The organism is Lysinibacillus sp. BS3 (genome assembly GCF_039614735.1).
In the GTDB taxonomy this organism is placed as follows: domain Bacteria; phylum Bacillota; class Bacilli; order Bacillales_A; family Planococcaceae; genus Lysinibacillus; species Lysinibacillus capsici.
In genome coordinates this window covers 2,576,235-2,591,263 of sequence record NZ_CP154860.1, presented here as the reverse complement: position 1 = coordinate 2,591,263, position 15,029 = coordinate 2,576,235, and the positions used below count along the sequence as shown (strand labels likewise).

The window sequence follows — 15,029 nt, the reverse complement described above, 5'->3', positions numbered from 1 at the left end:
ACATGAAAAGTGGGAACTGAAAATTCCGATCGTTTCCTGACAGCGTTTAATCGAATAGATCATAGACTGAGAGATATTGTAGGTGCGAAGGATTTTATGCCTTTTTATCGGCTGATTGATCAAGCAAAGAAAAAGGATGTCTTGGTGAAGAAATATGAAGATGATCTCCGCTCATATGCAGACTTACGAAATGCGATTGTGCATCATCGTACATCATTACATTATGTGATTGCAGAGCCACATACTGATGTTGTAGAACGAATTGAATACATAGATGCTACCCTTGCTAAGCCAACGCTTGTGGGGCAAATGTTCCGTAAAAGAGTATTGATTTTTCAAGAAAATGATTCTTTAAAACATGTTTTAAAAGTGATACGTCAGCGCAAATATACACAATTTCCTGTTTATTATAATAAGCAGTTTAAGGGGCTCATCACAACAGTAGGAATCACAAATTGGCTTGCGTCAAAGATGGGTGGTGATCATTTACCGAAAAGAATACCAACATTGCATGATATCTTATTGCATGAGAAAAATAGAGTGAATTACAAATTTGTCAGTAGAACGATATCCATCTATGAGGCTGAGGAAATATTTAAACAAGGAGTCGAAAGAGGGAGACGCTTTGAGGCATTATTAATAACGGAGCATGGTCAACCACATCAAAGATTACTCGGTATTATTACGCCCTTAGATATTGTCAAAATTGATTAACAAAAAAACGAGACTAGACAAGCAATTAAGGGCTTGAATGTCTCGCTTTATCTTTTAAGCTGATGTACAAGGAACCATTTGTTTGGACTTGAGCAAAATAAACTTCTTCTACAGAATGCACATTTTGCTTTTTCAATTTCTTTATTACCCAGTCTTCTGTCAGCTCAAGTTCAACAATATTCTCGGTAATAAGTTGACCATCAGAAATAACTTCAGTAGGAAGGTAGGTAGGTGGTGATACATCGGCTTTAACATCCTGCTTTGTAGCCACTTGTTCAGAGGTTTTTTGTAGCACACTGAGCTTTCCATTTGTTTCTAGTAAAGCATACTCAACGTCCTGTACGGAGAAAATGGCTTGTTCACGTAACATCATTGTAAGCTCATCTAGATGAAGACGGTTTTTTTGTAGTGCTGATTCTAATATAAGACCCTTTTGAATAACAATTGTTGGTTTATCATCAATGAGAACGCGAGCTTTTTTAGATTTAATCGTAATAACGGTCATCAAATACGTTAAAGCACTCCACCAAACGAGAGAAATCAAACCATCTAAAAAAGGTGTTTCTTCCTGAGAGGCAATTTCTGAAGCGATCGACCCAAATGTAATACCTGTAATGTAATGGAAAAACGTTAACTGGCCTAATTGTTTTTTACCAAGTAGACGTGCCAGAATTAGTAAGGCAAAAAACGAAAGTGTTGTTCGTAGAATCATTTCCCAAAAGTGAGCATGAATAAAGCTTTCCATGCATATATCAACTCCTTTTACAGCTGTCGAACTATAGCTTGTGCAAAATGGTCGATAGTATGCGACAATCATGTTTAAACAAAATAAGAGTGAGGTGGCAACATGAATAAACAATTAAATGTAACCAATCCAATCTATCCAATAATGATTGCAATCGGTGTTGCTCACCTAATAAATGATACGATGCAAGCTGTTATCCCAGCGATGTTTCCGATATTTAAGAGTGAATTAGGATTGACCTTTACACAAATTGGAATGATTTCTTTTGTATTAAACATATTTGCTTCTGCATTGCAGCCTGCGGTAGGCTTTATCAGTGATAAAAAACCAATGCCTTATGCTTTACCTATCGGTATGATTAGTTCATTTATAGGGATTGCTATTATAGCGTTCACAACGCAGTATTGGATTATTATTATTGCGGTATTATTTATAGGCTTCGGGTCAGCTATTTTTCACCCTGAGGGATCGAGAGTTTCCTTTATGGCAGCTGGATCTAAACGAGGACTTGCGCAGTCAATTTATCAAGTGGGGGGAAATTCAGGGCAAGCACTAGCACCATTAATTAGTGCTTATATCTTTGATATTTTAGGGCAACGTGGGGCTGCGATCATATTAGTAATTGCAACGTTTGGTATCATTTTATTAAGTAAAATTGCTACATGGTATAAAAAACAATTGGAGCAGGAGCGTGCAACTAAGAAAAAGCGTGTACTCGTCTCAACATTGCCTCCATTAACAAAGAAACAAGTAGGAATCGCATTAACATTATTATTTACAATTATTTTTGCACGATCATTTTATACAACAAATATAACAAGTTTTTATGTGTTTTATCTAATGGATCACTATGAGGTCAGCCTTCGACTAGGGCAAATATTAATATTCACCTTCATGGCATTTGGTGTAGTAGGTACCTTTTTCGGAGGTTCTTTATCAGACCGTATTGGTAGGAAAAATGTCATTATCCTTTCTGTAGTTGGCCCTATGCCATTTTGTTTAGCATTGCCATATGTACCATTATGGGCGGCTATGATATTTTTAGTTATTATTGGTACGTTGATTATGATTAGCTTCTCCGTAACGGTGGTCTATGCGCAAGAGTTAGTCCCAACAAAAATTGGCACCATGGCAGGTTTAACAACAGGATTTGCTTTTGGAATGGGCGCAATAGGGGCAATGGTTATCGGCGTTTTAATGGATCATAAAGGCATTGATTTTACAATGATTGTTGTTTCATTATTACCTTTATTATTACTAGTTGCCTTCTTCTTACCGAAAGATAAACCTGCTTCAGCTGCTGTCTAATAAAAAAAACGCGTATCTACGCGTTTTTTTATTGTCTTAATGGAGCTAAAAATTCTGCTGGCAATTTTTCCTGATCAATTACATAGCCCTCTGAAATATGAACTTCATGCATTTTATCGTTGTAAGTAAATTTAAAGATGCCATTGTCAAAATCTGTGCCAATTTCTTTGAAGAATATACCTTCAATCGATACATACTTAGGACATGTAAATGCTACTTTAAAGTTCTCCTGTTCTTTAATTAAGTAAGCACGTACTCCTTTTTCATATGTTTCATTTGCATCATCATCGGTTGGGCGTTGAACAGCTACGATATGAAAATCAACAAAAGGGACTTCCTTTAACAGTACGTTTAAGAACGAACCTTTAGTGATTTCCTCCCAACGGCTTTGTGCGCTTTGCCCTACGATAATTTGTGAAATACTATAATTCTTCGCGACCTCTGCAATAACCTTTTGTATGGGGCGTTTTTCATTATCTTGCAAAATAAATTTTTCAACCTCAAGTTCATCTGATAACTTTTTCCATTGCTCTATATAACTAGATTTCTCTGCGTCAAATGCATCAAGGGGTTGCGAATCGACTGAAAGAATATAGAGTGGGCAATCAAGCATTGTGGCCATCTTATGACCACGACGAATCAAACGTTCGCCATTTAAGCCGTAATAAACACAAACTAATATACTTTCATCCAAACGCCCTTTTACATGCTTCATAAAAAATGTACACCTCTTATCTGTTGGTATTTTGTTAATTTCACTGTTGATTTTGAAAAAATTATCCTAAAACAGCTAAAATCGATGCTGTTACAGTGCATTATGCTCATTTATATTGTATACTTAAAAATGTATAAAAGTTAACGAAAATGTATTGGAAAACCCTTGAAGGATTAAGCTTAAATCGATAATTAGAGATTATTTAATTTATGCATTCTGTGCATCTATGCTAATTTGCTTTCATATGCCACACTATTATGCAGTGAGTTAAATAGATAGTCAAGTGTCTTCATTATGCTGATATTAACTGAGTTGTAACTGTATAAATTATCTGATTTTCCACAAGTTATTTAGGCTTGCATCGGGTTAGAAGTGACTAAATAACTAAAATAACCGTTTTTATAAACAATTAGGCACTTTAATACCCCACCACATTCCATTAATAAATTTCAAGAATACATCTAATATGTTCCTTAGCTTGAACAAATTTCTAAAGTCTTAGCACTTTACATGCCCATCACCACAAAAATTTGCTAGATGATTTAGATAGTAGGAGGTTTTCATTTGGTCACAGTTCTCATTGCGATACTTTTGCCATTTGTTTGTGCTGCTCTAATTCCATTGCTTTACAGGCGACTAAGGCGTGTCACACATCTTGGCTGGTTTGTTTTATCTGTTCCATTCATCTTGTTTCTTTTACTCGCTCGCTATATTCCTCAATTAGCCGAGGGTAAAACCTTTATTCATACATATGAGTGGATTCCCTCTTTTAATATAAATTTCACAACTTACCTAGATGGACTCAGTATGATTTTTGGTCTGCTGATTACAGGTGTAGGTAGTTTAGTCATTTTATATTCTATTTTTTATTTATCAACGAAAGAATCTCTTCATCATTTTTACTGCTATTTATTACTATTCATGGGCGCTATGCTTGGCGTTGTTTTTTCAGATAACCTAATGGTATTATACACATTTTGGGAATTAACGAGTGTGTCATCATTCCTATTAATCGCATTTTGGCATCATAGAAAGGCTTCTCGGGCAGGTGCTAAAAAAGCGATGATGATTACCGTCTTTGGCGGACTCTCAATGCTTGCGGGTTTCTTAATGCTCTATGTAGCTTCTCATACATTTAGTATTCGTGAAATTGTAGCTAATGTAGAGGTTATACGAGATCATACCTTATTTACGCCAGCGCTTATTCTAATTTTACTAGGGGCTTTTACAAAATCTGCACAATTTCCATTCCACATTTGGTTGCCTGATGCTATGGAGGCCCCAACACCTGTTAGTGCTTACTTACATTCCGCAACAATGGTGAAGGCAGGCATTTATTTAGTTGCTCGTTTTTCACCGGTTTTTGGAGGAGAGGCAGTATGGTTCTGGCTAGTTAGTGTTATCGGCCTAGTTACATTATTCTGGGGCTCCTTTAATGCTGTCCGTCAGACGGATTTAAAAGCATTATTAGCCTTTTCAACAGTGAGTCAGCTTGGTTTAATTATGAGTCTCTTTGGTCTTGGGTCTGTTGGTCATTATTATGGCTATGAGGAAAACTCGATTCTTTACACCCAAGCAAGCTTTGCAGCGCTATTTCACCTTGTGAATCATTCGACCTTTAAAGGAGCTTTATTCATGATGGTTGGAATTGTCGATCATGAAGTAGGTACCCGTGATATTCGTCGTTTAGGTGGCTTAATGTCTTTCATGCCTATCACTTTTACAATTGCTGTGATTGGTAGCTTCTCAATGGCAGGACTGCCACCATTTAATGGCTTTTTAAGTAAGGAAATGTTTTTTGCAGCAGTATTGGCTATTCGTGATGTAGAAGCATTCTCTATTGCTGATATAGGGCTGTTTTTTCCTATAGTAGCATGGGTGGCAAGTATCTTTACCTTTGTCTATAGTTTGATTTTAATTAGTCGTACATTTTTGGGTAAACTACAGCCAGAGAAGATTGATAAAAAACCACACGAAGCTCCACTTGGCATGTTAATATCGCCAATTATTTTATGCTTGTTGGTAGTTGGTATCTTTTTCTTCCCTAATATATTAGGTCATTATATTTTAGAGCCTGCTATGGCTAGTATTTATCCAACATTCCCAACTACAAGTGAGTTAACACCACATATTCATGCATGGCATGGCATCAATGCAGAGTTATTGATGACAGTAGGTGTCATTATTATTGGAATTATCTTATTTAAAACATTAAAAAGCTGGAAGCCACTTTATCGTCTATTTTCACAAAAGTATACGTTTAATACGTATTACAATCGAATGATAGAGATGAGTGAAAATGGCTCACAGAAGCTTACCAATAAATATATGACAGGTAATTTAACACATTATTTTGTCTATATATATGTATTTTTTGTTGCACTTATCGCTGGTTATTTTGTTTGGTCAGATGCCATGACCTTTAATTTTGACAAAGATTCCGCTATAGAATCCTACGAGTTAATCCTTGTGTTTGTCATGATTTTTGCTGCTGTTTGGATGATTTTCGCAAAGGGTCGGGTGACAGCCATGTTGCTAAATGGTGTACTAGGCTATTCTATTGCCTTCTTCTTTGTTATTTTCCGTGCACCAGACCTAGCTTTAACACAATTAGTTGTTGAATCGGTCACAACAGCTTTATTCCTTTTATGTTTTAAATATCTGCCAGATTTAATGCCAGAGCTACCACGTAAAAGGGTTCAATGGTCAAAAGCATTAATTTCTATTTTTGTTGGTGCAACCGTAACTATTGTTGGTTTAGCAGTAGTACACTATGATCGCTTTGAACCAGTGGCTACTTACTTCAATGATGCCTATGAATTGGCTGGCGGTTCCAACATCGTTAATACAATACTAGGGGATTTCCGTGCTTTTGATACGATGCTAGAGGTTGTTGTTCTTCTAATTGCTGGCTTAGGGGTCTATGCTCTGACAAAGCTTAAGCCACGAAAGGAGGAAGCAGATCATGAAAATTAATGATGTGATTTTAAGAACCGTCACCAAAGCCGTTGTGTTCATTATTTTAACACTCGGCGTGTATTTATTCTTTGCTGGGCATCATGCTCCTGGTGGTGGCTTTATAGGTGGTCTGGTGTTAGCCTCAGGCATTGTTTTGTTATATCTAGCCTATGATATTGAAACTGTTCATAAAGGGATGCCTTTCGACTTCAAAAAAGTTGCAGCTCTTGGTGTATTGCTAGCAACTGGAACAGCAATAGGTTCGTTGTTTTTTGATGTCCCATTTTTAACACAAGCACATACGTATATAGATGTTCCTATCTTTGGAAAAATGGGCTTTTCAACTGTCACTATTTTTGAAGCAGGTGTGGCTTTAACAGTGGTGGGGGTTGTTGTAACAATTATTTTAAGTATAAGCGAGGATGAGTAGCCAATGGAGTCTTTAATACTTGTTTTAGTAGGTATATTAGTAGCTGTTGCGACGTACTTAATCCTCTCGAAGCAGTTATTGCGTGTTATTTTAGGCACCGCTGTTTTATCTCATGCTGCCCACTTACTGATTTTGACTATGGGAGGTTTAAAAAAAGGGGATGTCCCGTTATTAGGAGAATCAGAGGGACCATATACAGATGCATTACCTCAAGCATTAATATTAACAGCGATTGTGATTAGCTTTGCTGTCACTGCTTTTGTTCTCGTTTTAGGGTATCGCGCGTACAAAACAAATGGTTCAGGGAATTTTGATGAATTGAGAGGTACGCCTGATGAGTAATATGATTGTTTTACCATTAATTGTACCAGTAATTACGGCTATTTTACTGGTGTTTTTAAAAGAGCATGTGACGCTACAACGTATCATCAGTTTATTGACATTGAGCTTTATTATTATCATTAGCGTCATTTTATTAGTAGAGATTCAAGAACAGGGTGTGATGCGCATTGATTTTAGTGGATGGGCACCACCATTTGGAATCTCATTTGTAGCCGATTCATTTGCGACACTATTAGTGTTAGTTGCAAATATTGTAGCTCTCATTTGTATGCTATATGCAATTTTTACAATGGAGCTAAGATATGAAAAAATGTATTTTTATCCATTTACCTTGCTGATGATAGCAGGTGTCAATGGCTCATTTTTGACGGGCGATATTTTTAACTTATTTGTGTGTTTTGAAGTAATGTTGCTCGCTTCCTATGCATTGATTAGCTTAGGTGGCGAAAAAATTCAGCTACGTGAAGCATTGAAATATGTGCTCATCAACATTGTTGCCTCTTGGATTTTCTTAGTAGCACTAGCTTTTCTGTATGGAACGGTAGGCACATTAAATATGGCACATATTTCAGTTCGTGTAATGGAGGCAGGAGCTAATCCTCTTATTACAACAGTAGCGCTTATTTTCTTAATCGTCTTTAGCTTGAAGGCTGGACTTTTATTATTCTTCTGGTTGCCAGGATCTTATAGTGTACCACCAACTGCCATTGCTGCTTTATTTGCTGCTTTATTAACAAAGGTAGGGATGTATGCACTTGTACGTTCCTTTACATTGCTGTTCCCTAACAATTCTGAAGTCACACACACAGCTCTTGGCATCATGGCTGGACTCACAATTATAGCAGGCTGTATCGGTGCACTTTCAGGTCGTGATGTTAGAACAATAGCCTCTTACAATGTACTAATTGGCGTTGGTTTTATAATAATTGGGCTAGCTGTAGGCACAGAGTCAGCCTTACAAGGTGTTATCTACTATTTAATGCACGATATGATAGCTAAGGCTATGTTGTTCTTAGCTGTTGGCATGATGATATATCTCACTGGGGAAACAGTAATTGATAAGATGAGTGGACTTATTCGTAACTACCCCTTTTTTGGATGGTTGTTCTTTATAGCAATGTGTTCACTAGCTGGTATACCCCCACTGAGTGGTTTTTTAGGAAAGGTTTTAATTGGACAAGGTGCGATAGAAGGTGGCCATTTCGTTCTATTAGGTCTAGGGTTTTTCTCTAGTTTAATTGTTTTATATTCATTGTTAAGGATATTTCTTTCTTCCTTTTTCGGCGAAACCATTATTAGCTTAGAGGATGAAAAACCTTTACCTAAACGTATATTGTTGCCATTAACATTACTAGCTGTTTGCACATTTGGGTTAGGTATTGGGGCAGAAAAACTGGCACCATTTGTCACAGATGCAGCTGAAACACTTTATACACCATCTATCTATATCGATGCAGTTTTAGATGGCGAACAATGGCAAGGTGAGGTGAATAAATAATGGCGATGCAGTTTATTTTAAATTTATTTATCGCAACACTTTGGTTACTTCTACAGGATGAAGTGACACCACAATTTTCAACATTTTTAATGGGTTTTGTTGTAGGTATGGGTATTCTATATGCGATGCATCGCTTTTATGGTACTCAATTTTACATGAGGAGAGTCTTTTCCATTATCAAGTTATTATGGCTGTTTAACTGGGAACTATTTTTATCAAGCTATAGTGTATTAAGACAAATCACTACACCTAAGCTAAATATTACACCGGGTATTTTCACATATAAAACTGTATTAGAGGGTGATTGGGAGATTACAGCTCTTGCCTTACTGTTAACGTTAACACCTGGCTCTGTCGTCATGGAGGTATCGGAAGAGGGAGATGTCTTTTATATTCATGCTATGGACATCGAACAGTCAAAGGATGCTGTTATACGATCAATTGGAAAATTCGAACAAGCAATAATGGAGGTGACACGCTAATGATTAACAATATATTACTTCTTGCACTTGCTTTCTTCAGTATTTCCATTGCGCTGTCGTTATATCGTGTTATCCGTGGTCCGTCAATGCCTGATCGAGCGATAGCTCTCGATACAATTGGTGTTAATTTATTATCGGCTATTGCGATTGTCTCTATTATATTGAAGACTAAAGCATATTTAGAAGCTATTCTTATTTTGGGCATTTTAGCGTTTATCGGAACGATTGCATTTACAAAATATATAGAAAGAGGTGTGATTGTTGAACGTAAATCAAATGATTGAATGGGCAGCAGTTATCCTTATTCTTATAGGTTCCATTGTGAGTGTTATTAGCGCATTTGGGATGATTCGCCTACCAGATGTCTATACACGATCACATGCTGCTACGAAAAGCTCTACATTATCGGTTTTAACCTGTTTGTTAGGAGCGTTTATCTATTTCTGGGTACATGACGGTTTTGTTAGTGTACGGCTCATTTTAGGTATTCTTTTCGTCTTTGTGACAGCACCCGTTGCAGGGCATTTAATTTGTCGTGCTGCCTATCGTTCTCGCGTTCCATTAGCAAAGGACTCTGGTGAAGATGAATTAAAGTCAAAATTGTTCCCAGAAGAGCATACGATAAAATAGAAGGAGGACTGTTTGCCCTAAAGCAAACAGTCTTTTTAGTGCAAAATAATGAAAATAGTAGAACTGCAAAATTGATGAATAGATTGTTCAAAGAGAGTGGCGAAATCCCTGCACAAAAGATAAGAGAGCACTGGCTTAAGATAGCAAACATTGGACATTTCTTAACATTCAAGTGGATTCTAAATAAGTGAAAGGGAAGTTGATTGGCTTAATCAACTTCCCTTTCAAATTATTCTTGAAAAACTAATTGATACCCAGAGCCTCTTACCATAACGATTTTAGCTGTATGACCTGGAATCGTTTCAAGTTTTTTTCTTAAATTGCTGATATGAACTCGTAAGGCTTGTGTTTGTCCAAAGCTATCCTCGTCCCAAATAAGTCGGTACAGCTCAGCGGCTGGAAAAGCTTGATTGCAATGCTGTGCTAAAAAGAATAAAATTTGGAATTCCTTTGTTGATAAAGTTAATACAGTATCACCAATTGAAACTTTTCCTGAGTGTATATGGAAGTGTAATGTATGAATAATTTTGATTCCTTCATTTACGGAAGTATGTTCAATTGGTTGCATCAACTTTTTATGTTGCCTTCGTTCAAGTAGCCGCTCAATTGTTTTTAAGAGTCGGTTGTAGTCAATGGGCTTTAAAATATAATCTATAGCCTGTACATTAAAGGCCTCTAAAGCATAATTTTCGTAAGCTGTAACAAACACAATATCTATATAGCTTGAGACATCTTCTATTTTAGAAGCAAATTCAAGTCCAGTCATTTCAGTCATTTCAATGTCTAAAAACAATATATCAGGTTTTAACATATCAATATTTACTAAACCATCTTTTGGATTCTGGAAGGTTCCAATAATCTCAATAGAGCCACTTGCCTTTAGCATGGATTCTAATAAACGAATGGCTAAAATTTCATCATCTATAATAACTGCTTTTAACAAGCTGCTCACATCCTCTATAAAGTAATTATTGGAAATCTTATTTCAACAGTCGTTCCTTTGTTTTCGTGGCTATCAAAATGGATAGTAGCGTTGTCGAATTTTTTTAATCTTTTGGAAATATTTAAAATACCAATGCCTTGACTAGCTGTTTTTTCACCATTTTGAATTTGCCTTAAAAGCTCTGAAGATATCCCAATGCCGTTGTCAATCAGTTGGAAAATCACCATATGCTCTTCCTGCCTTATAACTAATAGTAGCTCGCTAACCTCTTTTCTGACTTTCAAACCATGAAGAAGGGCATTCTCTACTAAAGGCTGAAGCAGTAAAGGAGGAATAAGACATTGGATAGGCTCATCCATGCAAATATTAAATTCTAGTTGCTCAGGATATCTAGTACGATGAATATTTACATATGCCTCAATAAGACTAAGCTCCTTTTCCAAAGGGACAAGACTGTTGGCATTTTCAAAGGCAAAACTGTTACGTAAAAATGTAGCAAAATCTGTAATCATTGCCCGTGATTTATCTAAGTCTAAATAGCTTAGGGACAGAATGGAATTTAAGACATTATAAATAAAATGCGGTTTTATTTGTGCTTGTAAAAACGCAGTTTCCATTTTCACAGCTGTTTCTGCAGACTCCTTCAATAAAAGAAGATTGCGAACCCTTGTCATTAGCTCGGTAGCATCTAAAGGTTTATGTAAAAAATCATTTGCTCCAGATTGAAAGGCTGCAATCATATCCTCTGGGCGAACCGCAGCAGTCAACATTAGAATAGGTAGCTCTGTAGACGTGTAATGTTGCCTAACCTGTTGACAAATCTCATAACCAGAAATAGTGGGCATCATTATATCTAAAATTAATAAATCAATACTAGGTTGTTGTGTAAGGTACTCAAAAACATGGTTTCCATTATCAATTGCTATAATGGAATAGTTTTCTTGTGTCAATATATCTATTAGTACCTTTAAATTAACAGCATCGTCATCTACAATAAGAATTTTTTTCTTTCCTATTTTCTCAACAATATGTGGGAATGTTAGGAAAGGATGCTGGTATGTTTGGATTGGCATTGATGGTAATTCCTCATTTGTCGGCTGACCTTTTCGTAATTTGAATGAAAAGGTAGCGCCTTGTCCGACAATAGAATCAACAAATATTTTCCCACCCTGCCGTTCGACAAGCTCCTTTGTAATATGTAAACCTAATCCACTGCCACCAATTGAATAATTGAATTGTTGGAACGGGTTAAAAATGGTTTTTAAATTTTCAGGTGCTATCCCACACCCAGTATCCTTAACTTCAATCACAAGGAATGACTGTTTCTCATAACAAGTTATATCAATTTTTCCTTCATTTGTATACTTCACTGCGTTATGAATTAAATTATATAAAATTTGGCGAAGACGGTTTTCATCAGCTTGGACAAAGGTTCCCCGTTCTATATGATTATAAATTTTGACATTCTTACTAATCGTGTAGGAAAGCACTTCTACAGTCATATGTGTAATGGCATATAAATCAACAGATGCCATCCGCAATGTTAATTCATTCTCCTTCAGCTTTGAAAAATCAAGTAAATCATTGACTAAATAGGATAGACGTTCTGCAATATTGAAAATAAGTGATACTTTTTCTTTTTGTTCGTCCGCTGAGATAGGTAAACTATTATCCTTCAGCATAGATTGTGAAATGCCTATAATGCCATGTAAGGGCGTTTGGAATTCATGAGATGTTTTAGCGAGAAACTCATCCTTTAATTTATCTACACGTATCAGTGCCTCCGTTAGCTTGCCTTTTTCTAAATAAGAATCTGCAAAACGATGAGAAATATATAGGGAAAGCATTGTCAGGCAAATAAATGGCAACAATGGTGGTAGAGCACTCAGTTCAAGATTAATATTTGTATTTAAAGTAGCAACGATAAAATAAAGCAAAATGGCTAGAGAGCTTAATGTTAAATACATTACTCCAGTAGCACGTTTGTAAATTGCTATAATTTGTACATAGAAGATATAAACAATATTTGCGAATACATACAATGAGTTGATATTCTGAAATAGTGAATTAATGGATGTTGGAAGCAATGCAACCAGCATTAGAAGGGTACCTATTGCGCAAAACACTTTCACAACTAAACGATTCATATGTTTTATTAGAGCACGGTAAAAATACAACAATATAAAAAGGCCTACAGCTATACTAGAGATCATTTGCATTTTCTGAAATGGAGCATAGGAAATATTTATAAAGTCTAGTAATAGCTTTTCGCCATGAGTAAGGGTGTAAACCCCACTTGCGAAACAAAATATAGAGAAGTAAAGCTGTTCTATACCAAATTTTGAATAAAGATATGAGCCAAAAAAGTAGATAAACATTGTTAAAAAACCTGCTAAGGTAATTAAATCGTAGAATATGGCACCCTCTCGAAGCTTTGCAATACTAGATTGATCCCCCAAAAAAATGGAGCTAATAATTCCTCCTCCTGGTGCATAATCAAAATTGGCTACATGAACAATCAATTCAAGTTCTTTTTTATCAGGCGAAAAATAAGCGGTATATGGGGTATTGTGGGGTATATAGCTGCTATCCTCAGCTGGCTCTCCACTATGTCCAATTCGCTTTCCGTTAATATACAATGCGTTCGACATTCGAATGTTACTCGTTTTAATTCCTAAAATATCTTCGGTATCATCGATTAAAACCTTGAGACGATAAGTCCCACTTTCAAATACAGGTATTTGTTGCCCATCAATTGTATATTTTGTCCAAGCTGAAGGGACATTAACAAGATAGCTTTGATAGGAATCAAAGGCTTTACCGTCCACTAAATGATTCGGGATAAATTCCCACTCCCCATCTAATTTGATAGGCGTATTATCGTGAAATGAATGATGACGTAAATCCATCACACCTTCAATCGCTTGCGGCCCATGCGACTTAGGTTGAGTTAAGAAAAAGGTAATGCCTGCTATCAGCACTGAGCCAATAATAATTGCGAACAATAACGATAATTTTTTCATCGTAAAAATCCCTTTCAAATGATTTATTTGGATTATACAAGATAACTTACGGCATTAATACAAAATTCCTACTAGCGATGAAATCTAAATATTGCGAGCTTAAAGGATGGCGATAATCTCTATCTCTGAACTGTTGAAATTAAGTTGTTTTTATGATGGAGGAATAAATAATGCTAAAACGGAAAATAGTAAAGTTACTTTGTAAAATGAATGAAAACAAAAATAAATTGACTTATCAGAAAATTATGCATATAATATTTAGCTAAAATTTTTTTAGTTTATCTTGATTATTATTTCAAAAGAGTATATCTTAATTAGCAGATAGATTTTTTATTCTTCAACATGAATAAATATCCAATCAACTATATTCGAGAAATGTATTCTCATACACAATAAATTATAAATAAAAGGAGTTACAATTTATGAAGAACAAGTTATTCATCATGATGCTGGTACTAGTAATAGGTGTACTTGCAGCATGTGGCACTAAAGACAATAATGCAAGCGATACAGGTTCTACTACGGATACAGAGGGTAAGCAAGTATTAAAAGTTGGTACATCAGCTGACTATGCGCCATTTGAATATGTGGATGCAGCAAAAGGCGAAGAAATTATTGGATTTGATATTGATCTAATCAAATTAGTTGGAGAAAAAATAGGCGTTGATATGCAAGTGCAAGATATGGACTTTAACAGTTTAGTGCCAGCACTTCAAGCAGGGAAAATTGATGTCGTTATTTCTGGTATGACACCGAATCCAGAGCGTGAAAAAGTGGTAGATTTCTCAGATAAATATAATGAAACAGAGCAAGTAATCCTTGTTAAAAAGGATAGCGGTATTAAAAAAGAAGCTGACTTAGCTGGTAAAAAAATAGGTGTACAAACTGCATCTATTCAGGAAAACTTAGGTAATGAAATTGCGAAAAAGGTTGATGTAACAGTAGAAGGACGTACGCGAATCCCTGAGATTGTGCAAGATATGATGTCTAAACGTTTAGACGCAGGTATTTTAGAGGGTGGCGTTGCGAAAGGCTATTTAAAAACGAATGATCAATTAGAGGCTTTCCCAGTGGAAGAACAGCCTGAAGATTTCAAAGCAATCGCTGTTCCAAAAGGAAGCGATTTAAAAGATAAAATTAATAAAGCTTTAAAAGAGCTAGCTGAAGAAGGCAAAATCAAAGAGTTAGAAGAAAAATGGTTAGAAAAAGTTGAATAATAATTGCGTGCGATAGCTCTACTT

General features: G+C 35.9%; 14 protein-coding genes. 10 read left to right on the top strand and 4 right to left on the bottom strand.

All coding sequences use genetic code 11. From position 1 onward, the window contains the following. Positions 1-9 precede the first annotated feature (9 nt). Positions 10-714 (top strand): CBS domain-containing protein, encoded by a 705-nt coding sequence (locus AAJG31_RS12695; protein WP_048395772.1) that lies wholly within the window; start codon positions 10-12, stop codon positions 712-714. A gap of 25 nt (positions 715-739) precedes the next feature. Here AAJG31_RS12695 and AAJG31_RS12690 read toward each other — a convergent pair whose 3' ends face one another. Then, positions 740-1,459, bottom strand: a complete 720-nt coding sequence (locus tag AAJG31_RS12690; RefSeq protein ID WP_082148191.1) for a DUF421 domain-containing protein — start codon at positions 1,457-1,459, stop codon at positions 740-742. Positions 1,460-1,561: 102 nt separating this feature from the next. Between AAJG31_RS12690 and AAJG31_RS12685 the strand changes: the two genes are divergently transcribed. Further along, positions 1,562-2,767 carry an MFS transporter gene (locus AAJG31_RS12685; RefSeq protein ID WP_048395769.1) on the top strand — a complete coding sequence of 402 codons (1,206 nt, stop codon included), beginning with the start codon at positions 1,562-1,564 and terminating at the stop codon, positions 2,765-2,767. Between the two features lie 28 nt (positions 2,768-2,795). Here AAJG31_RS12685 and AAJG31_RS12680 read toward each other — a convergent pair whose 3' ends face one another. Next, entirely contained in the window at positions 2,796-3,482 is a 687-nt protein-coding gene (locus AAJG31_RS12680) for a histidine kinase (RefSeq protein WP_036075307.1), read from the bottom strand. Between the two features lie 564 nt (positions 3,483-4,046). Here AAJG31_RS12680 and AAJG31_RS12675 point away from each other — a divergent pair. Genes AAJG31_RS12675 through AAJG31_RS12645 form a run of 7 tightly spaced genes read left to right on the top strand, consistent with a single transcriptional unit; the run spans position 4,047 to position 9,822 of the window. Continuing rightward, positions 4,047-6,458: a Na+/H+ antiporter subunit A gene (locus AAJG31_RS12675; protein ID WP_048395768.1), complete on the top strand. Its 2,412-nt coding sequence runs from the start codon at positions 4,047-4,049 to the stop codon at positions 6,456-6,458. Beyond that, positions 6,448-6,870 (top strand): Na(+)/H(+) antiporter subunit B, encoded by a 423-nt coding sequence (locus AAJG31_RS12670; RefSeq protein WP_004233141.1) that lies wholly within the window; start codon positions 6,448-6,450, stop codon positions 6,868-6,870. Before AAJG31_RS12675 ends, AAJG31_RS12670 begins: the two co-directional genes overlap by 11 nt. Before the next feature lie 3 nt (positions 6,871-6,873). Continuing rightward, on the top strand, positions 6,874-7,212 hold the full coding sequence (locus AAJG31_RS12665) for a Na(+)/H(+) antiporter subunit C (RefSeq protein WP_004233143.1): 339 nt from the start codon (positions 6,874-6,876) through the stop codon (positions 7,210-7,212). Next, a complete protein-coding gene (locus AAJG31_RS12660; protein ID WP_066038458.1) occupies positions 7,205-8,710 on the top strand; it encodes a Na+/H+ antiporter subunit D in 1,506 nt (501 codons plus the stop codon). The genes AAJG31_RS12665 and AAJG31_RS12660 overlap by 8 nt, the downstream gene beginning before the upstream one ends. Then, a complete protein-coding gene (locus tag AAJG31_RS12655) occupies positions 8,710-9,192 on the top strand; it encodes a Na+/H+ antiporter subunit E (protein WP_048395764.1) in 483 nt (160 codons plus the stop codon). The genes AAJG31_RS12660 and AAJG31_RS12655 overlap by 1 nt, the downstream gene beginning before the upstream one ends. Further along, positions 9,192-9,476, top strand: a complete 285-nt coding sequence (locus AAJG31_RS12650) for a Na(+)/H(+) antiporter subunit F1 (RefSeq protein ID WP_004233151.1) — start codon at positions 9,192-9,194, stop codon at positions 9,474-9,476. Before AAJG31_RS12655 ends, AAJG31_RS12650 begins: the two co-directional genes overlap by 1 nt. Beyond that, complete coding sequence (locus AAJG31_RS12645; RefSeq protein ID WP_048395761.1) at positions 9,454-9,822, top strand: Na+/H+ antiporter subunit G; 369 nt, start codon at positions 9,454-9,456, stop codon at positions 9,820-9,822. The genes AAJG31_RS12650 and AAJG31_RS12645 overlap by 23 nt, the downstream gene beginning before the upstream one ends. A gap of 229 nt (positions 9,823-10,051) precedes the next feature. Here the strand turns inward: AAJG31_RS12645 and AAJG31_RS12640 are convergent, their stop codons facing one another. Together AAJG31_RS12640 and AAJG31_RS12635 are read right to left on the bottom strand one after the other, a co-directional pair. Further along, positions 10,052-10,774, bottom strand: a complete 723-nt coding sequence (locus AAJG31_RS12640; protein ID WP_345803549.1) for a DNA-binding response regulator — start codon at positions 10,772-10,774, stop codon at positions 10,052-10,054. Positions 10,775-10,779: 5 nt separating this feature from the next. Further along, positions 10,780-13,788: an ATP-binding protein gene (locus AAJG31_RS12635; RefSeq protein ID WP_279493615.1), complete on the bottom strand. Its 3,009-nt coding sequence runs from the start codon at positions 13,786-13,788 to the stop codon at positions 10,780-10,782. Positions 13,789-14,210: 422 nt separating this feature from the next. Here AAJG31_RS12635 and AAJG31_RS12630 point away from each other — a divergent pair, with 422 nt between their 5' ends. Further along, a complete protein-coding gene (locus AAJG31_RS12630; protein WP_004233155.1) occupies positions 14,211-15,005 on the top strand; it encodes a transporter substrate-binding domain-containing protein in 795 nt (264 codons plus the stop codon). Positions 15,006-15,029 lie beyond the last annotated feature (24 nt).